Origin of the sequence: Butyricicoccus sp. Marseille-Q5471, from assembly GCF_951230135.1 — a bacterium.
Lineage (GTDB): Bacteria > Bacillota > Clostridia > Oscillospirales > Butyricicoccaceae > Agathobaculum.
On the sequence record NZ_CATNVC010000010.1, the window covers coordinates 22,932 to 44,241 of the forward strand.

The 21,310-nt window shown below is 51.2% G+C and carries 19 protein-coding genes, 2 tRNA genes and 2 pseudogenes; 12 read left to right on the top strand and 11 right to left on the bottom strand.

All coding sequences use genetic code 11. The features are described from left to right. Nucleotides 1–359: 359 nt before the first annotated feature. On the bottom strand, nt 360–665 hold the full coding sequence (locus tag QOX26_RS10800) for a helix-turn-helix transcriptional regulator (RefSeq protein ID WP_283674987.1): 306 nt from the start codon (nt 663–665) through the stop codon (nt 360–362). A gap of 224 nt (nt 666–889) precedes the next feature. On the opposite strand from QOX26_RS10800, the gene QOX26_RS10805 reads away from it, so the two are divergent. Continuing rightward, on the top strand, nt 890–1,801 hold the full coding sequence (locus tag QOX26_RS10805; RefSeq protein ID WP_283674988.1) for a trimethylamine methyltransferase family protein: 912 nt from the start codon (nt 890–892) through the stop codon (nt 1,799–1,801). A gap of 150 nt (nt 1,802–1,951) precedes the next feature. Here the strand turns inward: QOX26_RS10805 and QOX26_RS10810 are convergent, their stop codons facing one another. Continuing rightward, a complete protein-coding gene (locus QOX26_RS10810) occupies nt 1,952–2,587 on the bottom strand; it encodes an SGNH/GDSL hydrolase family protein (RefSeq protein ID WP_283674989.1) in 636 nt (211 codons plus the stop codon). Nucleotides 2,588–2,816: 229 nt separating this feature from the next. On the opposite strand from QOX26_RS10810, the gene QOX26_RS10815 reads away from it, so the two are divergent. From QOX26_RS10815 to QOX26_RS10840, 6 genes are all read left to right on the top strand, one after another. After that, nucleotides 2,817–3,920, top strand: coding sequence for an ROK family transcriptional regulator (locus QOX26_RS10815; RefSeq protein WP_283674990.1), 1,104 nt, complete (start codon nt 2,817–2,819; stop codon nt 3,918–3,920). Between the two features lie 31 nt (nt 3,921–3,951). Then, complete coding sequence (locus QOX26_RS10820) at nt 3,952–5,952, top strand: fructose-1,6-bisphosphatase (RefSeq protein WP_283674991.1); 2,001 nt, start codon at nt 3,952–3,954, stop codon at nt 5,950–5,952. Nucleotides 5,953–6,259: 307 nt separating this feature from the next. Beyond that, nucleotides 6,260–7,519 (top strand): Glu/Leu/Phe/Val family dehydrogenase, encoded by a 1,260-nt coding sequence (locus tag QOX26_RS10825; protein ID WP_283674992.1) that lies wholly within the window; start codon nt 6,260–6,262, stop codon nt 7,517–7,519. 69 nt (nt 7,520–7,588) lie between these two features. Beyond that, nucleotides 7,589–9,034: an aldehyde dehydrogenase family protein gene (locus tag QOX26_RS10830; RefSeq protein WP_283674993.1), complete on the top strand. Its 1,446-nt coding sequence runs from the start codon at nt 7,589–7,591 to the stop codon at nt 9,032–9,034. 22 nt (nt 9,035–9,056) lie between these two features. Continuing rightward, entirely contained in the window at nt 9,057–9,935 is an 879-nt protein-coding gene (locus QOX26_RS10835) for a sugar phosphate isomerase/epimerase family protein (protein WP_283674994.1), read from the top strand. Between the two features lie 21 nt (nt 9,936–9,956). Further along, nucleotides 9,957–10,388 (top strand): hypothetical protein, encoded by a 432-nt coding sequence (locus QOX26_RS10840; RefSeq protein WP_283674995.1) that lies wholly within the window; start codon nt 9,957–9,959, stop codon nt 10,386–10,388. Nucleotides 10,389–10,478: 90 nt separating this feature from the next. On the opposite strand, the pseudogene QOX26_RS10845 reads toward QOX26_RS10840, so the two are convergent. From QOX26_RS10845 to QOX26_RS10865, 4 genes and pseudogenes are all read right to left on the bottom strand, one after another. Next, nucleotides 10,479–10,913 (bottom strand): annotated as a pseudogene (locus QOX26_RS10845) (aldo/keto reductase); the annotation flags it as partial. Nucleotides 10,914–11,021: 108 nt separating this feature from the next. Continuing rightward, nucleotides 11,022–11,207, bottom strand: a complete 186-nt coding sequence (locus tag QOX26_RS10850; RefSeq protein WP_283674996.1) for a hypothetical protein — start codon at nt 11,205–11,207, stop codon at nt 11,022–11,024. 28 nt (nt 11,208–11,235) lie between these two features. Further along, nucleotides 11,236–12,569, bottom strand: a pseudogene (locus QOX26_RS10860) (MATE family efflux transporter). 6 nt (nt 12,570–12,575) lie between these two features. Further along, nucleotides 12,576–13,028 carry a MarR family winged helix-turn-helix transcriptional regulator gene (locus tag QOX26_RS10865; RefSeq protein WP_283674999.1) on the bottom strand — a complete coding sequence of 151 codons (453 nt, stop codon included), beginning with the start codon at nt 13,026–13,028 and terminating at the stop codon, nt 12,576–12,578. Nucleotides 13,029–13,371: 343 nt separating this feature from the next. Here QOX26_RS10865 and rbr point away from each other — a divergent pair, with 343 nt between their 5' ends. Both rbr and bilS read left to right on the top strand, forming a co-directional pair. Beyond that, nucleotides 13,372–15,420: a rubrerythrin gene (gene rbr, locus QOX26_RS10870; protein WP_283675000.1), complete on the top strand. Its 2,049-nt coding sequence runs from the start codon at nt 13,372–13,374 to the stop codon at nt 15,418–15,420. Nucleotides 15,421–15,484: 64 nt separating this feature from the next. Beyond that, nucleotides 15,485–16,042 carry a flavodoxin family protein BilS gene (bilS, locus tag QOX26_RS10875; protein WP_283675001.1) on the top strand — a complete coding sequence of 186 codons (558 nt, stop codon included), beginning with the start codon at nt 15,485–15,487 and terminating at the stop codon, nt 16,040–16,042. Nucleotides 16,043–16,883: 841 nt separating this feature from the next. Here bilS and QOX26_RS10880 read toward each other — a convergent pair. The 3 genes from QOX26_RS10880 to QOX26_RS10890 all read right to left on the bottom strand — a co-directional run bounded on the left by QOX26_RS10880 (nt 16,884) and on the right by QOX26_RS10890 (nt 17,839). Further along, a tRNA-Tyr gene (locus QOX26_RS10880) sits at nt 16,884–16,968 on the bottom strand. A 30-nt stretch (nt 16,969–16,998) separates the two neighbouring features. Continuing rightward, nucleotides 16,999–17,074, bottom strand: a tRNA-Thr gene (locus QOX26_RS10885). A gap of 108 nt (nt 17,075–17,182) precedes the next feature. Further along, nucleotides 17,183–17,839 (bottom strand): helix-turn-helix domain-containing protein, encoded by a 657-nt coding sequence (locus tag QOX26_RS10890; protein ID WP_283675002.1) that lies wholly within the window; start codon nt 17,837–17,839, stop codon nt 17,183–17,185. Nucleotides 17,840–18,176: 337 nt separating this feature from the next. Between QOX26_RS10890 and QOX26_RS10895 the strand changes: the two genes are divergently transcribed. Genes QOX26_RS10895 through QOX26_RS10905 form a run of 3 tightly spaced genes read left to right on the top strand, consistent with a single transcriptional unit; the run spans nt 18,177 to nt 20,127 of the window. Next, nucleotides 18,177–18,593, top strand: a complete 417-nt coding sequence (locus tag QOX26_RS10895) for a PaaI family thioesterase (RefSeq protein ID WP_283675003.1) — start codon at nt 18,177–18,179, stop codon at nt 18,591–18,593. Further along, nucleotides 18,593–19,645: an A/G-specific adenine glycosylase gene (mutY, locus tag QOX26_RS10900; protein WP_283675004.1), complete on the top strand. Its 1,053-nt coding sequence runs from the start codon at nt 18,593–18,595 to the stop codon at nt 19,643–19,645. Before QOX26_RS10895 ends, mutY begins: the two co-directional genes overlap by 1 nt. Next, on the top strand, nt 19,642–20,127 hold the full coding sequence (locus QOX26_RS10905) for a DNA-deoxyinosine glycosylase (protein WP_283675005.1): 486 nt from the start codon (nt 19,642–19,644) through the stop codon (nt 20,125–20,127). The genes mutY and QOX26_RS10905 overlap by 4 nt, the downstream gene beginning before the upstream one ends. A gap of 46 nt (nt 20,128–20,173) precedes the next feature. Here the strand turns inward: QOX26_RS10905 and QOX26_RS10910 are convergent, their stop codons facing one another. Then, complete coding sequence (locus QOX26_RS10910) at nt 20,174–20,764, bottom strand: dipicolinate synthase subunit B (RefSeq protein ID WP_283675006.1); 591 nt, start codon at nt 20,762–20,764, stop codon at nt 20,174–20,176. Beyond that, nucleotides 20,761–21,303 (bottom strand): NAD(P)-dependent oxidoreductase, encoded by a 543-nt coding sequence (locus tag QOX26_RS10915; RefSeq protein ID WP_283675007.1) that lies wholly within the window; start codon nt 21,301–21,303, stop codon nt 20,761–20,763. Before QOX26_RS10915 ends, QOX26_RS10910 begins: the two co-directional genes overlap by 4 nt. Nucleotides 21,304–21,310: the final 7 nt, after the last annotated feature.

The window sequence follows — 21,310 nt, forward strand, 5'->3', positions numbered from 1 at the left end:
CAGGTCCTAGCAGACGTGCAGGAACTCTTTGCTTTTATAAATACAAAATCGCAAGGGCTGCCTTTGAGAAGATTGAATTATACCATAAAAATGTTAGAAAACAGCATGTTTTGGTGTCTTATATCGTTGTTCAAAGCATATGTCTACACAGTGGATTTGTCAACACTTCGCAGGAAGGATGACAGTATTTTAATAAAATATTCCAGATTTTAAACATTTACTCTGACACCTGTTTGCATGACTCATTGAAACAGGTGCCGTATGCAGAGCATGCTAAGAATCCATCGATAATCGGCATTACTCTCGTGACGGAGTTGACTTTTGTCACTGGCGTGGATACTCTGTAACCAGTTTCAAAGTCAACGCTTACCGAACCGAACCACAATATTATGTTGGGGTTTGCCCAATGCGCTTTTAAACGTAGAAGCAAAATGCTGGCCGTCGGTATATTGCAGACGCTGTGCAATTTTTTGTATGGACATTTCAGAGGTCAGCAGATAAAGATTGGCGGCATTGATTCGCTTGTCCATTAAGTATTCATACGGCGTGAGCCCGAATTGCTTTTTAAAGATGCGTGTGATTTGCGACTCGGATTTAAATGCAATGCGGCACAGATCCTGCATGAAGACGACGTTTTTCAAATTGCAGTCCAGGTATTCTTTCACCTGCAATGCCGCCTGAGAACTAAGGGTTGGCTGCGCTATTGATGGTGAACTTGTCAAAATCCCTGCAGATATCACCCGTAAAGCGATTGAAGGCACTCCTTCCGGCTGGACGATTTATGATAAGCACGGCAATTCGCGGATGGATATCGGCACGGGTCATACTTGCTATGGAACTGCGGATGTTGCTGTGGAAATTTTAAATTATCGCACCAACAAAAAGCGGCTTGCAAGATACGAGGGATGCAGCACGCGTCGTCAGCCAACTGCCTAACATTGATTTCGTCTGTCCATTCGGCACTCCAAACGATGTCCCGGAAGATCAGGCGACTCCGGTTTCCTTTCAGGTGCTGATGGAGTTTACGGATAAGCCGATTGCATTCGTTGCGCACAACTTGGATAACATGCGTGAGGTTTATAAAATTGCAGCACGTCAGATCGGCTCGATGGAAAAGCTCGCTGAAAGGCCATTTTTAATTACGCTTCTGGAACCCTGTACGCCTTTCGTGTTTCCGGAAGAAATACTGAAAAAGATTTTTTGGTGCTCCGAGCATCAAATGTCGTTTTGCTTTAATTCTGCCATTTTGCTGGGCGCTTGCATTGGAACATTGGATATACGGCGAGGCACATTCAGTGTGGGCACGCCGGGATATATTCTTGCAAACGCGTCGTTTGTTCAGATTACACGATCCTTACATATCCCGGCATGGACCAACGGCTGCTGCACGCAAGGTAAGGCCGTGGATCAGCAGGCTGCAGCCGAAGTGATGATGTCAGCATTCATGCCGATGTACGTAGGTGCGGATATTGTATATGACGCCGGTTATCTGGAATCGGGTATGTTCAGCTCATTGGAAATGTGTGTCATGGCGGATGAGTTCATCAGTTACGCGCGCCGTATTTTGCGGCAGGGTGTCAGCGTGGATGAAGATTCCATTGCGCTTGACGTGATTGCAGAAGTCCGCGCAGGCGGCAACTTTCTTGATACGGATCATACGTTTGACCATTTTCATGAGGAACTATGGATGCCGCAGTTTATGAATCGAGATCCGTTTGATATCTGGGAGCAGGACGGGCATAAAACGATGCGTCAAAGAATACGCGAAAAGATTGACAGTATATTGGAAAAGGCCGAATAGAAAAGCGAAAATAAACCAGCGTGTGATAGATTGAGTGTTATCCTATGATTTCAAAGATAGAGACACGGCGCCGTATTTTCAGCGCCGTGTCTCTATTGCTTTGCTGGTGTACGTGACACCGAGGCATAATTGCGACAGCGGACATCTGAATTAGATAAGGATTTCACGAATTTTTCGCGCCATGGCATCGGCAAGCCGTGTGTGTCCGTCAGCGGAAAAATGAATCTGATCCTCGCCCGGCGCGCAGTATGCGGCGGCATCCAGAAATGCACACTGATATTGATTGGCAAGCTTGACGTACACGGATTTCAGCCGCTTGGAATGCTCAACCGAGGTCTGGTTATAGTAAAAGCCGGCATTGGTATGTACCACACCCGGCGCAATTTCCGGCGGGGAGACCAGCAGAATTTGCGGAGTTTGATGTCCGAGCCAGTGCTGCGGTGTACGGGTAAACAGAATGTACCGCTCAAGGGCAAGCGCGCTTTCCTCGGGCGATACGATGAGCTGTGCGCGGCGGTCGTTGGTGCCCAGCATCAGTACAACCAAATCAATCGGATCGGCACTGGACAGCGCGGCAGGATAGGCAGCATAGCCGTTGCGGTCGGGTTCGAGGGGAAGTTCATACGAGGTGGTGCGGCCGCAAAGTCCTTCTTCAATGATGCGGTAGTCCGCGGGCAGCAGTGCGGACAGTCGGCCGGTCCAGCGCTGTTCAAAGGGAAAACGTGCATCGGTGTCTGCATCATATCCCCAGGTGTTGGAATCTCCATAGCATAGAATATGTTTCATGATCGCGCTCCTTCATTTGATTTATTCGACTAAAATATAGCACAACGACGCGCGATGTCAATATCAAAAAAATAAATTAAAATAATTTTGATATACATTATCAAAAATAATATAAGAAAATAGTGCAACTATTGACACCGGGTGGTTGAAAATGCTATGATGCTTATAGAACTGCATGCGGGAAGCCGTATGTTCGGAACAAAAGATCCATGAAATAGGGTGAAAAAGCATGCTGACAATGCGCAATGATATTACAAAGGTAAAAGAAATCAACGTAGAATTAATCAAGTCGGCACTCAAAGAGCTGGGTACGGCCACTAAAGCGCAGATTGCGGAGGCGACCGAAATCAGTGTGGCGACCTGCGGAAAGATTCTAAACGAGCTTTGCGAGAGCGGAGAGGTGCTCGAGGATGCCATTACCTCGGGCGGTTACGGCCGCCCGGCAAAGAGCTATGCATATAACGGTAATTTTTCTCTGATTGCCTGTGTTTATGTGGCGACCGACCTTGGAAAGGTCACGGTTTCAGCAATGGTAAGTAACCTGCGGGGCGAAGTGCTGGAGGAATATACACGGGAGATTGATCAGGTCACATACGAGGTGCTGGAGCAGACAATCGAACGTCTGGTTGAAAAGCACGGAAAATTGCGTGTGGTTTCGGTCGGCATTCCGGGTTATATCACAAATGGCGTGGTCGGTCTGTGTAATTTTGTAGACCTGATGGGACTGCCGCTCAAAAGCATGTTGCAGGAGAAATTTCAAAAGATCAAGGTTCTGGTGGAAAACGACATGAACGCTGCGGCGTATGGCTTCTATCAGAATAACTGCCGGGGGCGCGACACTACAATTGCGTTCATCTATTCTCCAGTTGACGCACAAACCGGAATAGAAGGCAAGTTGGGCAAGGACCCTGGTGTGGAGATGAGCGAGGAACAGCGCACTCTGGTCAATATTTCGATTAACTTTGGTGCGGGTTTTGTGTCAGGCGGCCGCATTCTGCGTGGCTTTTCGGGCTTTGCGGGTGAGGTGTCGTTCCTGCCGGTCGTCCGTTCACAGGAACCTGACCCGGTGGACGCTTCCGTGGATGCAATGGCGCATATTATTGGATCCATCGTACCTATTCTGAACCCCGAGATTATTGCGCTGACAGGTGGGTACTTTGATAAAACAACGGTGGATGCCATCCGCGCCCGCTGTTTGCGGCTCATTGCGCCGCAGCATATGCCACAGATTATCCTGCGCGATAATATTCACGACGAGTACGTAGGTGGGCTTTTAAACCTTGCGCTCGAGGAATTGTCTTGCGGCGTGATGCTGGTCAAACGAAAGGCCTGACGAAGCGGCATCAGGCGAGGGGGAATACCATATGAAACAAAATTCGATGAATCAGCAGAAATATCTGCGCCTGCTTGCGCAGCAATACCCGAATGTGCGCGCGGCAAGCAGTGAAATCATTCATTTGGAGGCAATTTTGAATCTGCCGAAGGGTACGGAGCACTTTATGAGTGATCTGCACGGCGAGGCGGATGCGTTTGTACACATTTTAAACAATGCGTCTGGCGCAGTGCGCGAAAAGGTTGATTTGGTGCTGCAGGACAGTCTGCCCGCCGATGAACGGGCACAGCTGGCCACGCTCATTTATTATCCGGAGGAAAAGCTTGAGGAACTCGTTTCGGTCGCACCTGATCGCGCTGAGTGGTATCGGATTACACTGAGCCGGTTGGTTGAAATCTGCCGGCTGTCCGCGTCCAAATACACCCGTGCCAAGGTGCGCAAAGCGCTGCCGCTCTGGAATGGGGATATCATCAACGAGCTGCTAAACAAGAACAATGACATTCTCAACAAGCGGGAGTACTTCAGCAGCGTGATTGCGACCATCATTGAGACGGACTGCGCGGAAGATTTCATTATTTCAATGTGCAATCTGATTAAACACCTTGTCGTCGATCACCTGCATATTGTCGGCGATATTTTTGACCGTGGACCGCGTGCGGATATCATCATGGATTTGCTGATGGAGCATCATTCGGTCGATATTCAGTGGGGCAATCACGATGTGCTGTGGATGGGCGCGGCAACGGGCAGCCGTACCTGCATCGCGACTGTGCTGAGCAATTCTATCACCTATCACAATCTGGAGATGATTGAAACCGGCTATGGCATCAGTTTGCGTCCGCTTGCGTTGTTCGCGGATGAGGTCTATCGTGATTCCGACGTCTCCTGCTTTGTGCCGAAACCAACAGCGGACAGCAAGGAGTCCGCTGTCGATATCACGCGCGCTGCGCGGATGCATAAAGCGATTGAAATCATTCAATTTAAACTGGAGGGACAGACGATTGGGCGCAATCCGTCCTTTGGGATGGATGATCGGCGGCTGCTTCATAAAATTGACTTTGAAGCCGGCACGGTGCGGCTTGAAAGCGGGGTGCACCCGCTGCGGGATCGCGATTTTCCCACCATTGACCCCGCTGATCCATACGCGCTGTCATCCGAAGAGGGCGAACTGATGGTGCAGCTGGAAAAAGCGTTTCTGCGCAGCGAGAAGCTACAGAGGCACATTCGTTTTCTTTACTCCAAGGGTGGACTGTACAAGTGTTTTAACGGCAATCTGCTGTATCACGGCTGTGTTCCGATGCAGGAGGATGGTGCCTTCCTACGCTTCGCCTTTGACGGACAGACGCTTTGCGGCAAAGCCCTGCTCGATTGGTGCGAGAGCGCCGCGCGGCAAGGGTATTATGCACAGAAGGGCACGCCTGAGCGACAGTTCGGCAAGGATTTTCTGTGGTTTCTATGGTGCGGGCGTCACTCGCCCCTTTTCGGGCGGGATCATATCGCGACCTTTGAGCGTCGGCTGATTGAGGATCAGAGTACCTGGGTCGAGCCGAAAAATCCGTATTATGCGTACTATAACGATAGCGAGGTCTGTGTCCGCATCCTACGTGAGTTTGGTCTCGAAGGAGACCATTGCCATATTGTCAACGGTCATGTTCCTGTCAAGACGAAGGATGGAGAAAGCCCAATCAAGGCGGATGGACGGCTGATTGTTATCGACGGCGGCTTTTGCCGCGCCTATCAGCCGACGACGGGTATCGCGGGTTACACGTTGGTGTATGACTCGTGGGGCATCCACATTACGGCGCATGAGCCGTTTCCGGGCAGGCGTAATGCCATTCGGGAAAATAAGGATATTCTTTCGACCTCGATGGCGTTTGACCGGTCGGAAGCGCGCATCCGCATTCGTGAAACCGACATCGGTGCGGAGCTGCAGCAGACGATTGCCGATTTAAAGGCACTGCTTCGCGCATTTAAGTGCGGAGAAATCAAGGAGGACAGTTCGCTCTCCATGGCAAATAATACACAGGGATAACGAAAAGAAGCCGCACGGGAATGCGGCTTCTTTTTTTAATGAGATTCCTACGAAGTGCACAAAAAATGAAATGCGATTCTGAAGAACTAACCAAAAAAATCTTTTCTGGAAAACGATTGACAAAAGCGTTGTAGGAGACTATTATTAATGCAACAACTAATTAAAGAATAAATTAAAAGTAAAATCATAAAACAAATTGAATGTGATTTTACCGCGGGAGAGTCGTTTGCGAGAGGGGGCGAAGGGGTGCATCCCGCGTGAGAAAACAACAGGTTTCAGTGAAACGCAAAGTGAGGTAAGAGAAAAAATGGAACGATATAATCCGTTTGACAATGTCATCACTGTAGTGGAAAATGCAGCAAGTAAGCTAGGCTATGCACCGGCCGACTATGAGACGTTAAAGCATCCCGAGCGGGAGCTGCAGGTTTCGATTCCGGTTCGCATGGATGACGGCACAATTCGTGTATTTGAAGGTTACCGTGTTCAGCATTCTACTACGCGCGGCCCTGCAAAGGGCGGCATTCGTTTCCATCCGTCGGTCAATAAGGACGAGGTTAAGGCATTGGCGGCATGGATGACGTTTAAGTGCGCAGTCGTAAATATTCCGTACGGTGGTGCCAAGGGCGGCGTTGTCGTCGATCCGAAAAAGCTTTCCAAGTCAGAACTGAGACACATGACGCGCCGCTTCACCACAATGATCGCCCCGATTATCGGACCGGATCAGGATATTCCGGCGCCCGATGTAAATACCAATCCGGAAATCATGGGTTGGATTATGGATACTTATTCGATGCTCAAGGGTCACAGCGTGCCTGGCGTGGTCACCGGCAAGCCGTTGGCAATCAATGGCATTCCCGGCCGCATGTCGGCCACCGGACGCGGCGTAATGTTTACAACGAAGAATATTCTCAACAAAATGGGGATTGATTTCAAGAATGCAAGCATTGCGATTCAGGGCTTCGGCAATGTCGGCGGTACGGCGGCACGCCTGCTGCATAAGGAAGGCTTCAAGATTGTTGCGGTCAGCGATGTTTCAGGCGGGCTGTACTGTAAGGACGGTCTCGATGTATACGCGCTGCTGGACTTCACCAAGAACAATCCTGATAAGCTGTTTGAGGATTATGAGGCTGCAGGTGTTGCGCATATCAGTAACGCAGAAGTGCTGGCAACGGAGTGCACCGTGCTGATCCCGGCGGCGATGGAAAATCAGATTAATGAAGAAACCGCAGATTCGCTTCGCTGTCAGATTGTTGTTGAGGCAGCAAACGGCCCGACCAGCCTGGAGGGCGACGAGATCCTCGGCAAGCGCGGCATCACGATTGTGCCGGACATCCTGTGCAACGCGGGCGGCGTGGTCGTATCGTATCTGGAATGGGTGCAGAACCAGCAGGCTATTTACTGGGAGGAAACCGAAACCAACACCAAGCTCAAGCACGTCATGGATCGCTCGTTTGAAGAAGTGTGCGAGATGGCAGAGGACAAGAAGGTTACACTTCGTGAGGCAGCGTATATGATTGCAATTCAGCGCGTTGTTGAAGCCAAGAAGATTCGCGGCGTATGGCCGTAATAGTTTAATCAGTTTTGATAGAGTAAATAAAAATAGTAATCATAATAAGTGTTATAACTGGAGGTATTTATGTACATTCAACTGGGAGGTGGGCGTATCGATAAGGAACGCGAAGCGCTGCCCGTCTGCAATCCGGTGAACGGCGAGGTGATTGACACTGTACCCGGACTTACCCCTGCGGACATTGCCACTGCGGTGGAAGCAGCTGCCGAAGGCCAGCGTGAGTGGGCGGCAAAGCCGCAGACCGAACGCAACCGCATCCTCCGCCGCTTTGCAGACCTGCTGCTCAGCCGCCGCGCCGAATTAGGGGAACTGCTTTGCAGAGAAAATGGTAAACGCATCTCCGAAGCTGAGGAGGAATTTGACACCGTTGCGGCGCTGATTGAAAGCTACTGCGATAAGGCCGGCCATCTGTACGGCGTATCGCTCCCGAACGTTACGGACGCGACCTCGTGCCACGGCGATGTAATCTTTACGCGTCATGAACCGCTCGGCGTGGTTGCCTGCCTGCTGCCGTTCAATTTCCCGGTTGAACTGTGTGGACATAAAATTGCTCCCGCGCTCGCAGCAGGCAACGCGGTCATCATCAAGCCGCCCTCTGACTGTCCGCTGGCGATTATCAAGCTGGTTGACTGCCTGCATGAAGCGGGCGTGCCAGCCAAGGCCGCACAGGTCGTAACCGGGCGCGGTTCGGTCATTGGCGACGCACTGGTGTCCCATCCGGGCATTGCGGCGATCACGATGACGGGCGGCACCGAGACCGGTGCACACATTGCATCGGTTGCGGCAAAGAATCTGACGCGCTGCTTCTTCGAGCTGGGCGGCAACGATGCGTTCGTCATTCTGGACGATGCGGACATCGACCTGACCATCGGGCAGGCACTGGAAAGCCGCGTCAACAATGCCGGTCAGGTGTGCTGCGCATCCAAGCGGTATATCGTGCACGAATCGGTTGCGGAGGAATTCACCGATAAGCTGATTCTGGCGCTCAAACAGCTCAAGATTGGCGATCCGGCCGACCGCTCCATGAACGTGGGCGGCATGATTTCGGAAAAGGCGCGCGACGAGGTCGTCGAGCAAATCCGGCACACGGTTGGGCAAGGTGCGACGCTCGTATACGGCGGCGAGGCGCAGGGAAAAAATTTCCTCGTTCCGGCTGTGCTGACGGGCGTGACAGGCGAAATGGATGTGGCGTGCGATTTGGAGATTTTCGGCGCTGTATTTCCGATTATTCGATTTAAAACCTTGGAAGAAGCGCTTGCACTGGTTAATCATTGCCCCTACGGTCTTAACAGCGCGGTGTTCTCCAGAGATATGGCAAAGGCTATTTCGTTCGCCGAGCAGATTCAGGCGGGCAGTGCTGTGATTAATGGCGGCGGCAATTACCGCACGGCAACCATGCCGTTCGGCGGCTTCAAGAAGAGCGGCATCGGCCGCGAAGGATCGTCCCGCACGCTTGAGGAGTTCACGCAGGAAAAATCCTACGTACTCAAGGCAGTACTGGGCAACCGATAAAACAAGAAGGGATGAAAGCATCATGATGAGAATCGGTCTTAATACCAACACCTTCGCAGGCGAGCAGCTCGACGTGCTGCTGCCTCTGGCAAAGGAGTTCGGCATTTGCTATCTGGAGCTGTGGGGCTCCAATCTGGAGCCTAATGGTAAAAAGGCGGTTAACGGCTTTGCATTTTCTGATAAAAACCTTGAAAAGGCCAAAAAGCAGATCGAGGATGCGGGACTGACCGTAGGTGCGATTTCCTCCGGCCTTGGTCTGGACACCCAAATGACCAGTGACCCCGAAGCCTTCTCTAAGGAACTGGTGGCCACGGTCGAAGCGGCAGCTATCTTTGGCGCGAAGATTGTCAACCACTATTCAGACAAGATTCAGCCGGGTACCACACCCGAAATCGACCGTCTGCACCAGTACTTCGACGCGGCGCTTGCGCGCGCAGAGGAGTTAGGCATCGTGCTGGCACTGGAGAACGAAGCGGGCGATGCGTCCCGCACGCCGGAAAACATGCTGGCGATTGTCAAAGCGTTTGATTCTCCGAATTTCAAAACCAATTTTGATGCAACCAACTATTATCATGCATCTTGTGAGGCATTTCCGTACGCGTATGAGCTGTTGAAAGAGCATATTGCCTATGTACATATCAAAAACGGTCGACTCTACCGTCCGGGCGGCTTCTGTCCGGATACGAAGTGGTTTGGCGGCGCGATGACCCGTGAGCCCGGCACCATTTATTATTGTGAAGCCAAGGACGGCGTGGTCAATATCAACGGGCTGGTGCACCGTTTGGCGGTCGACGGCTACGATGGTCTGTGCACGCTTGAGCCGCATACCACGCGCGAAAACGCAATTGAGGCCATCCACGGCGAGGTTAAGTACCTGCGTGCGACCGGTCTGTTTGAATAATCAGAAAAAGGAGTGTGGCGGATGAATCCCACAACCATTGAATACATCCGCGGTCTGAAGCCTGCACCGCACGAAGACGGACGTACGCTGGTCAAACAGGGTATCGAGATCGGAAACAGCTTTGAAGCACCGCTGACGTGGTATGAGGGCTATCGAAACCACATGGAGTTTAAAAAGGCCTATCAGCGGGAGGGCAGGATTTACTGGTGTCTGCTGATGGGACTTGCCACCATGGAGGATGAGGTCGCAGCAGTCAAGAAGATTGACGAATTTCAAAAGCGCACCGGCTTCAAGCTGGGTTCCCTCTTACATATTCCGAGCGGCAACGTCGCTCTGCCTCGCGCATACCGCGAGAACGCGCCCAAGACGACCAGCTTTGTGCTGGATGATTTGGATGACTGGCTGGCACTGCGCAATGCCGCGCTGATTGAGCATAACATTACTGAGCAGTAAATATACCATTTCGAACAATCTGTTTATTTGCATGTTCTCACACCTCTTAGGTTTATTATAAGAGGATAATATGACATCGGAAAGACATATTTAAAAAATTGCCTTGATAATGACAGCTTTTCTTAAATACTGCGTTCCGAATATGGCCGGGTTAGTCCTTGGATAAAGACGGTGCGTAAGTTCTGCGCTCAAAACAACTGAAATTTTGAAATAAAAAAAGAACGACAGGGGGAACCCAGCCGTTCTTTTTTGTTGCTCCTGCATCGCCATCTCAACAGTTCTTGGATTGTTGTATGCAAGCCATAAGGATTTTTTATCATCTAAGGTGCGCAGTTCCTCCATTTCCTCACCTGTGAGAGAACAATCAAAAATATTGAAGTTTTCTATTATATGCTCGGATGAAAAATTCGATATACCAATCGCACGAATTTTTCCTTTTTGATATAAATCCGCCAGGGCGTGATAGGCTACATAGTAATTCGATAAGCACGGATGAATCAGCACAAGGTCAAGATAATCGGTTTGCTGCTTTTTCGAAGATTATTCCACCGAGGCAATGGTTATTTCATTGGTGAATTCTGTCACACAAACCTTCGTGGTAAGAAAGATGTCCTCTCGGGGCACACCGCATTGTCACAAAGCGGTTCCGACCGCTTCTTCATTGTGGTAAGCTTGCGCTGTATCAATGTGGCGATAGCCAACCTCAATCGCATCAAGAACGCTCTTTTCACAAGACCCGCCTTCAATTAAAACTACACCAAAACCCATCATTGGCATTTTCACGCCATTGTTCAAGGTTGCATAAGGGATGTTTTTCATGCGTTCTCACTCCCTTTTCTGTTATGATTTAATAATGATATCGCGTTTTCATTTTAACAAAATAGAAAACGGCCATCAAAAGACCTAAAAACTCCGCCACTGGAATCGCCAGCCATATGCCGTTGACGCCTAAAAAATGAGGCAACAGTAATATCGCAGAAATTGTGAAAATAATTGACCTGCACATGGCTAAAACGGCAGAAACCAAACCGTTTGAAAGGGCCGTAAACATAGAGGAAGCAAAAATATTGACACCCATAAATAAAAATCCGGTTGCAAACAGCCTGCATCCCCCTACGGCAAGAGCGTAAACGGAGCTTGTGTGGTGAGTGAAAATCCGTACCAGTGGCTGAGCGAAAGCGATACTCAGCGCAAAAACGGCAACCGATGAAATTATGAGTATTGCCATACTGCTTTGGAATATTTTTTTAAGCGTTGCGTTTCATTCTTTCCGTAGTTGTAGCTGATAAGCGGTGCAATGCCAACGGAATAGCCCATAAAAACAGAGCTCATAATGCTCATTAAATAAAGCGCAATGGAAAGCGCCGCCACCCCGTCCGAGCCGAGCATGCTCATTATGGCAAGGTTAAACAACAGGGTCGTAATTGCCACCGATAAGCTGTTGACCATTTCAGAAGCACCGTTTGTGCAGCTCTGCCAGAGTGCTTTTCCGTCAAATTTGGGTTTGACCAGATACAGAATGCCCTTGCGGTTGCACGCAAAGTCAAGCGCACCGATCACCGCAGGAATGGCATAGCCAAGCGCTGTGGCAAGTGCCGCTCCGGTGATTCCCATATCAAACGGTACAATCAGTACATAATCCAGAATGATATTGATGACGCCGCCGAGTACCGCAAGCGCTAAGGAAAGATGTGCCTTGCCTGCCGCGATAAAGGCATTTTGTGTAATGACAGAAAAAATAGTCAGCGGCAAAATTGCCAATACAACTACCGCATAGTCATAGCACAAAGCGTACAAAGCCTTATCTGCTCCAAGCAGATAAATCATCGGCTCAATATATAAAAATGCCACTGCGGAAATGATAACACTTACGATAAAGGCAAGAAGCATAATCAGAGAAAGATTTTCTCGCGCTTCCTGCTCTCTCTTCTGCCCAAGCTTTCTTGCGATAACGGCAATTCCGCCCGTGCCAAGCATCATGCCGACTGCTATAGAAAAAAACACGATCGGCATCATTAAATTCACGGCGGAAAGAGCATCTGTGCTGATGAAATTCGCTACAAAAAATCCATCTATCACGGAATATAATCCTGTGAACGTCATCGATATAATGGTTGGAAGAGCGAATTTTAATAAAAACTTGGTTGAGATGTGTTTGTCTAATTGATTTGCTTGTTCCACGCTAATTTAATCCTTTTTGAATAGATTTTCTGTTTGTATTTTCAAATTTGACAAGTGCTTTTTACTCAAACAAAGTAACTCTTCTCGCTCCGCAGCGGTGAGCATCCCAAATGCCCGATGCTCCGCGGCCATCAGGCGGACTACTGTTGCGTCGGCTACTCGTTTGCCTTCCTCAGTCAGCACCGCACCCAGCATTCTTGAATTATGCTCTAAGGGTGAAACTTGAATATAGTTTGCAGCAATCAGATTTTTCCATGCGGAGTGAATGGTTTGCTTTTTTAAGTAATACCTTTCGCCAATTTCTTTTTGCGTGCAGGGTCGATTGGTCGCACTCAGCTCATACAGAATGATAAATCCACTTTCCGGCAGACCGGATTTTACTGCTATATCATGATATAAATCGTCCGCCTCCTGAAAAAGTTGATTGTATTGGGCAAATTGCTCTTTTATTTCATCCATTATTAAAACACCTCTACAAGCAAACTGAGTACTATTTCGTACTGATGCATTATACCAGTCCGATTTCATACTGTCAAGGGGCGGCCGAAATCTTTCGAGTTTGCCGCATGTATTTCATATTGCAGGCGGGCTCATAGAGGTGGACTGTCGAAATCTATTGATTTTTGATGGAATAAAGAGTATTATATTCCATTATAGGAGCAATATTGAAGTGGTAGGTTGGCGGAACATGTGCCATAACGCTGTGTGAGTATGGACATGAACATGCAGCTTCTCTGCGGAAAAACAATGCGAAATCGCGATTTTCCTGCCCGATTGCAGCTGAAAATTAAGGAACAAATATATGAGTAAACATCTACCGATGGAAGTGCGAGTGCCCATTGAAAGGGACAATCCATCAATTTGCCGCGATGAAACCAAGTGCATCAAATGCGGCCAGTGCAAAAACATTTGCACCGAGTTTATCGGTGTTCATGGAACTTATACGTTAGCGCAGACCGGCGACAACGCTATCTGCATCCACTGCGGGCAATGTGCGAATGTTTGCCCGGTGGACTCCATTACCGAGGCGTATGAATACCCGGCAGTGGCCAAGGCGGTTGCCGATTCGGACAAGGTGGTCATTTTCTCGACCAGTCCCTCGGTCCGCGCCGCATTGGGCGAGGAGTTCGGTCTGCCGGATGGCACATTCGTGCAGGGCAAGATGGTGGCGCTGCTGCGGGCGCTGGGTGCGGATTATGTGTTGGATACCAACTTCGCCGCTGATTTAACCATTGTGGAAGAAGCCAGCGAGCTGATTGAGCGAGTGTCCAAAGGCACTCGTCCGCTGCCGCAGTTCACTTCCTGCTGCCCTGCGTGGGTCAAGTATGCAGAACTCTATCACCCGGATATGCTGCCCAACCTGTCCACGGCCAAAAGCCCTATTGGTATGCAGGGACCTACGATTAAGACCTATTTTGCCAAGAAGATGGGCATTGACCCAACGAAAATTGTCAATGTCGCAGTGACGCCTTGTACGGCGAAAAAATATGAGATTCGCAGAGAGGAGATGAATGCCGCAGGCAAGCAGCTGAACGTGGATGACATGCGGGATATGGATCATGTTATCACCACCCGGGAGCTGGCGAAATGGGCCAAGGAGCAAGCCATTGACTTTGCCGCGCTGCCCGACAGCAACTATGACCGCTTGATGGGCGAGGCCTCCGGCGCAGGTGTTATTTTTGGCAACACCGGCGGCGTTATGGAAGCGGCGCTCCGCACGGCTTATGCCTACCTCACCGGCGAAACGCCCCCTAAGGAGCTGTACACGCTTACTCCGGTGCGCGGCATGGAGGGGATGCGTGAAGCAACACTGAGCATCGCCGGCACAGAGCTAAATGTGGCGGTGGTTTATGGTACCAAAAACGCCTCGGAGATGATACGCCGCGTCAAGGCGGGCGAAAAGCAGTATCATTTTATTGAGGTGATGACCTGCCCGGGTGGGTGCATTGGCGGCGGCGGTCAACCCAAGAGTATGCTCGACAAGGGCGACGCACTGCGGCAGGCTCGTATTGACAGCCTGTATCAGAGAGACGCGGCGCTGCCGCTGCGCATGAGCCATGAGAACCCGGAAATTAAAGCGCTTTACGAGGATTATTACGGTAAACCTCTTAGCAAATTGGCAGAAAAAATGCTGCACACGATTTATCAGGACAAGAGTTCTGAATTTACAGGAGGAAAGAAAACAATGGAAAAGTGGAAATGTTCTGTTTGCGGGTATGTTCATGAAGGCCCGCTGCCCGACGATTTTAAATGCCCGGTCTGCAAGCAGCCGGCATCGGCATTTGTGAAGCTGGAAGAGAAGGCGCAGACCTCCGGCAATCCCTACGCCGGAACAAAGACCGAGAAAAACCTGCAGGAGGCGTTCGCGGGTGAGTCCCAGGCACGCAATAAGTATACCTATTTCGCAAACATCGCCCAGCAGGAGGGATATGATCAGCTGGCAGAAATCTTCCTGAAAACTGCCCGCAACGAACAGGAGCATGCCCGCATCTGGTATCAGGAGTTGGGCAATCTGGGTAAGACCGCTGAAAATCTACTGCATGCCGCCGAGGGTGAAAATTACGAATGGACAGACATGTACGACCGCATGGCGAAGGACGCTGAGGAGGAAGGATTCCACGAGTTGGCAGAACGCTTCCGTAGAGTAGCTGCCATCGAGAAAACCCATGAGGAGCGCTACCGTGCTCTGCTGAAAAACGTGGAGATGCAGCAGGTGTTCTCCAAGAGTGAGGAGAAAATTTGGGAGTGCCGTGTCTGCGGTCATCTTGTCATCGGCCGTGAAGCGCCCGAAGTCTGCCCGGTGTGCAGCTTCTCCCAGAGCTATTTCGAGGTACGTAAGGAAAACTACTAAAGGCATTTGCGAACAGGAAAGAGATGCAATAAGAGCGGCATGTCTGTGGCACTTGGTCATAGACATGCCGTACTATTTAACCGGAAAGGTAGGACAAAACAGTATGAGATGCGCCATCGTTTACAGCGGCCAGACCGGCAATACTGCGCTGTTAGCGCAGCGGCTGAAGGCTATGCTTTCAATCAGTGACTTGGTTTATTATGGTGCGCCGGATGGCAAGGGTGCTGTGGCTGATGTGATATGGGTTGGATTCTGGACAGATAAGGGCAGCAGCGATGAGTTGGTGTCCGCGTTTTTGCGAACCCTGCAGGATAAGAAGGTGTTTCTGTTCGGCACGGCGGGATTTGGCGGAAGTAAAGCATATTTTGCGCAGATTTTATCCCGCGTGCAGGAAAACCTTAACCCATCGAATACCGTGGTCGGCAGCTATATGTGTCAGGGGAAGATGCCCGCATCGGTGCGGCAGCGATATGAGGCGCTGCAGGTGCAGCAGCCGGAACAAATGCGGCAGCTGATTGAAAATTTTGACGCTGCACGGTCTCATCCGAATCAGACAGATTTGGATGGATTAGAATCCGCGGCAGCAAAAGCAATTTGCACTTTGCGTGAATGTTGCCAATAACACACAGCGCGCTCGAGAAATAGAAGTATCCCGAATGATTAATGCAAAACCAGACGTGTCCTGCGATTGGATATCAGTCCGTTTCGATTTGTGTTCCTGTAACGGTAACGCCTTTTGCACATACGCTCGCAACATCCACAAAATGCTGTCATGAGCCGGTTGTTACTCCAGAAAGCAGACTTTCAGTGGCACGAAAAACGGTTCGAGCTATTTTACCATCGGCCAAGATATCTGCGTGGCCGTTCCGGTAGAGTTTGGTGAATTGCCACGGTGGAAGACACCTACGTTGACTGTAACGGTGCTTCCGGAGAGGATATCTGTGATGGCTGCGATAAAGAGTCCGAGCTTGAAACCCCGATTGCATCTGATGTGAGCGCCTAATCGTGGAAGAGCCGGATAAAGCGTTGGCGTACGAATGCACTGCAGAAACCTGCCGTAGTATCAGTGCGTAGCATGCGGATGTCAGTTTACCGGTTCAGCTAGAGCCGTACGCCACGCTTGGAGAGGTTCAAACCGAATGTTGTGGAGAACCATCGTAACGCTCCGGCAAAGCAGCACGTGCGGATGCACAGTCCTATGTGAACTGACGATTACGCAAAGCCTCTGCCTGAAAATTTCCATTGAATACGGTGCAACTGCACAGGGCGGCGATATCAGCGTGTGCTGCAAAAAGACACTCCTCACCGCAGAGCAAATAGACACTGCTGAATATAAAAAGCGAGCAGCCAAATGGCTGCTCGCTTTCATTTTCCGGGGAATACCGATTGCAAGATAAAAAACGCTGCAATTACTAAAGAGGGAAGAATAAAGAAAAACCGCTTCGAATGAAGCGGTTTTCAATTGGTGGGAGGTGGTGGATTCGAACCACCGAAGTCATAGACGACAGATTTACAGTCTGTTCCCTTTGGCCACTCGGGAAACCTCCCATATTTAATTGATGCCCACCTACAAGATGATGGAGCTGGTGGACGGACTTGAACCCCCGACCTGCTGATTACAAATCAGCTGCTCTACCAACTGAGCTACACCAGCGTTTCGCAGGTTTCTGTCGTGTATCAGCGACGTTTATTATATTATCATGTGGGCGGGGGAATGTCAACACTTTATTTTGAATTTTTTCAGAAAAAGAAAATTTATTTGTCAGAGCGCGTCGATTGCATCAGAAACCTGCTGCAGCACAGTCAACAAGGATTTGGAAATATCTGGATAACGGCGGCTGATTTCGTTAGGCGAAACGCAGGGACGGTGCATCTCTTCGGGCGTTAGGCCAAAACCGCCTTCGCCATGCGCAGCTACGCGGATACGAAGCTCGTGCTGCTTGAGGCGTGCATCGCAGAGGAAGTCGAAGTGTTCAGGGCCGGTACGGAACACTGCTTCAACCCCGGCGGGGTCAGCCATAAACAGATAGCGATATACTTTATAGATTGCAATGGATAGATAGCCTTCGATCTCCGCGGGAAGCTGTGCGCTGCCGGTTTGTTCGGCAAGCGTCAGCAGCAGGGAAGCGGCTTCAATCACCTGATTGCTCTGCTGGGGTGCGGCAGCTTCCTTTGGATCCATACGGGCAGCGGGTACAGCAGAACCGTCCCGCGCCATCGAGCGGCCTAGCAGATAGTCGCACGATACGCTATAATAATCCGCCGCACGGACAACAAAAGAAAGACCTGGTTCACGCAGGCCGTTTTCGTAGTGACTGAGCAGAGCCTGTGATACCGCAAGATCCCCGGCTGCCGTCCGCTGGCTTATTTTCTTTTCCCGGCGCAGCAGCGCGAGTGTGCGTGAAAAATCACTGGACATATCTTTTCATTACCCCACTGTGAAAGTAAATCTATTATACTCGCTGTATTACCTTTTGTAAAGTACGTAAAACATGGATTTTGCCGGAAAACCAAAGGAAAAAACAAGCGAAAAGTGATGATAATACGACATTTGGTGATTGGCACGTGCGATTTCAACTAGATATAGGGGTTGCGGAGCGGATACGGTCGAAAAGACTTTTTTACCGTCGGTATTGTTCGAATGGGCCGCGCTTGACATTCGGTGCTTTGAGTCGATATAATAGGTAAGAAGAAAATCATGGGTGCGGCAGACGCGCAGGATGTCTGCCGCACCCAACTTTTTAGGAGGATGAAGAATGACCAGACAGGAAATTCTAAAGTGGCGGCAGGAAGCGGGCGGCATGAATAAGCTGCTCGGCATTCAAATCATAGAATTAGACGAAGGGTGTGCGACCGCGTCGTTGAACCTGGTGCCGGAGGTGCTCAATCCACTCGGCATGGCACACGGCGGCACCATTTTCACTCTGTGCGACGTGGCAGCCGGCACAGCGGCGGCATCCCGCGGGCGTGTCGCCGTGACGTTGAGCTCATCAATTGACTATTATAAACCGGGCAAAGCGGGAGAGACTTTGATTGCCCGCGCAACCGAGCGCAAGCATGGCCGTACGACCAACGTGTATCATGTCGAGGTGCAGGATACGCAGGGAACACATGTGGCGGATGCACGTTTTATCATGTTTTATACGGGTGCGATGATTGAGGATCTGCGCTGATGAGTGGCGGCTTGTCCAAAGCAATGATAGCGCCGCTGCTTACGTGGTATGATCAGGCACACCGGGAGCTGCCGTGGCGAAGCGAGCCGACACCTTACCGCGTCTGGGTGAGTGAAATCATGCTGCAGCAGACGCGGGTGGAGGCAGTGCGAGGCTATTTTGAACGTTGGATGGCTGCCTTGCCGACCGTGCGCTCACTGGCCGAAGCCGATGAGCAGGTGTATCTAAAGCTGTGGGAAGGTCTGGGTTATTACAGCCGTGTGCGCAACCTGCACCGCGCGGCGGTCGATTTATGTGCGCAGTATGACGGAATGCTGCCTGCGGATTATGAGAAGCTGCTCGCACTGCCCGGAGTCGGCGATTATACAGCGGGCGCGGTGGCGTCCATTGCATTTGGTATTCCGGTGCCTGCCGTGGACGGAAACGTGCTGCGTGTTGCGGCGCGGCTGGATGATGATGTCACACCCATCACCGACCCGAAGTATAAAAAAGCACTGCGGGAGCGACTGCTCGATATCATGCCCACCGACCGACCGGGGGATTTGAACCAATCCTTAATGGAGCTTGGCGCGACGGTGTGCCTGCCCAACGGTGCACCAAGGTGCGGCGACTGCCCGCTGATGCATTTATGCCTTGCCTACCATCATGGTACGACCGCCATTGTGCCGGTGCGTGCCCAGAAGCGATCGCGCCGTGTCGAAGCACGCACAGTGCTGTTGGTGCGATACGGAAAAGCTGTTGGACTGGCACGCCGCCCCAAACAAGGCCTGCTTGGCGGCTTGTGGGAGCTGCCGTCACTGGATGGACATGCCACGCCGGATGAACTGCGAACGGCGCTTACACTGCGCGGTTGGCAGGTAAAGGATTTGAAATCGCTGCGTCCCGCAAAGCATATTTTTACCCATGTTGAATGGCATATGAACGGATATTATGTGGAACTGGATAGCCGGCCTGAGGAGCTGACGCTTGTCACGCCGTCCGCGCTGAGGGCAGAGTATGCGCTGCCGAGCGCCTTCCGCGCATTTCTGAGTGTAATAGAGGGAGAAGAATGAAAAGCGAGACTGTCATTCATAACATTCCGCCGCTATATGATGAAACATCACGCGTGCTGCTGCTGGGATCGATTCCAAGCCCGAAATCGCGTGAGGCAAGGTTCTTTTACGGTCATCCGCAGAATCGATTCTGGCGCGTGCTGGCGGCCGTACTGGGCGAGGATGCTCCGCAGACGGTGGAGCAGAAACGTGCCATGTGTATCAAGCACCATGTCGCCTTGTGGGATACCATTGCATCCTGTGAGATTGAGGGTGCTTCGGACACCTCAATTAAAAACGCGGTGCCCAATGATATTGGCAGTTTACTTGCAAAAACGCAGATTACCCGTGTTTTTGCAACAGGCGGCAAATCGGCGGCACTGTATCGCAAGCTGATTGAGCCAAAGACTGGCGTGCCGATTACACAACTGCCATCTACAAGTCCGGCCAACGCGGCATGGTCACTTGAACGGCTCATCGAGTCCTATCGTGTAATTTTATAGACAAATCGTAAAAAGGCTCTGAAACAGTGGTTTCAGAGCCTTTTTTTCACCCTTCATTCGGTGCAAGCAGCAAGGGTTGCAGTTGATAGCCGTGCAGCGCGGCTTCAAGTGTCGCAGGGATTTGCACCATATCTGCAACAAGCGAGCAGGGTTTGGCGGTAGGCGCGTCCTGCCGAAGCGGTACAAAATAAAAGTGCTTACGGTTGAGAAGCGTGCCGATGTTGGCGGCACTGCCCGAAAGGGCGTCATTGGTGGAAACGGCGAGCAGTACGGGGCGCGCACCGCGAAGATGGCTTTTGACAGCCATGGTCACCGGCGTATCGGTGACGCCGTGCGCGAGCTTGGCAAGCGTGTTGCCTGTACAGGGTGCAACAATCAGCGCGTCGAACATCGCCTTAGGGCCGATTGGCTCTGCGGTGACGATACTGTCGATAATCGGCTTGCCGGTGGCCTCGGTTAGCCGTGTGCGCCATTCCTTGGCGGTGCCAAAACGGGTGTCAAAGGCACCTGCGTTTTCGGACAGAATCGAGGTTACATCAAATCCGCGCGCCACCAAATCGTTAATGGCGGTCAGCGCACGGGCAAAGGTGCAGAAAGAGCCGGTCAGCGCAAAACCGACACGAATTGGCTGGGTCATAGAATGCCCTCCTCGGTAAGCATGGTGAGCACGGTGTCGCGTACGGCGCGTGCAGCGGAGAGCGGCGCGACCTTGCCCGGCAGAGACAGCGCATGCATGATGCGGCAGCCGGACACCACGGGCGCACCTGCTTCCACGCCGCCGGGCAGACTGGCTAAATCCATCACAAGGCAGGGCGGTGTCAGTTCAGACAGCTCAGCTGCGCCGAGCACCGGCGCGGGTACCGTGTTGAAAATCAGGTCAAAGCCGGACAGATGTCCGGCGAGTTTGCGGGTATCGAGCGAGGGCAAGCCTGCCGTCGCAATTTTGGCAAAGTCCCGGGCATTGCGCGCGGATACGGTCACGTGTGCACCAAGCGCCTGCAGCTTATGGGCGAGCAGACTGCCCAGCCGTCCGTTGCCGATGATGAGACACTTTGAGCCTTGGATGGTGTGCGGCGTCTCCTCCATTGCAAGCTGAATCGCGCCTTCGCAGGTGGGGAGAGTATTAGCGGTAGGAGTGACATACTGCTCGCGGCAGGCAGCATATGCTGTGAGCAAGGAGGGG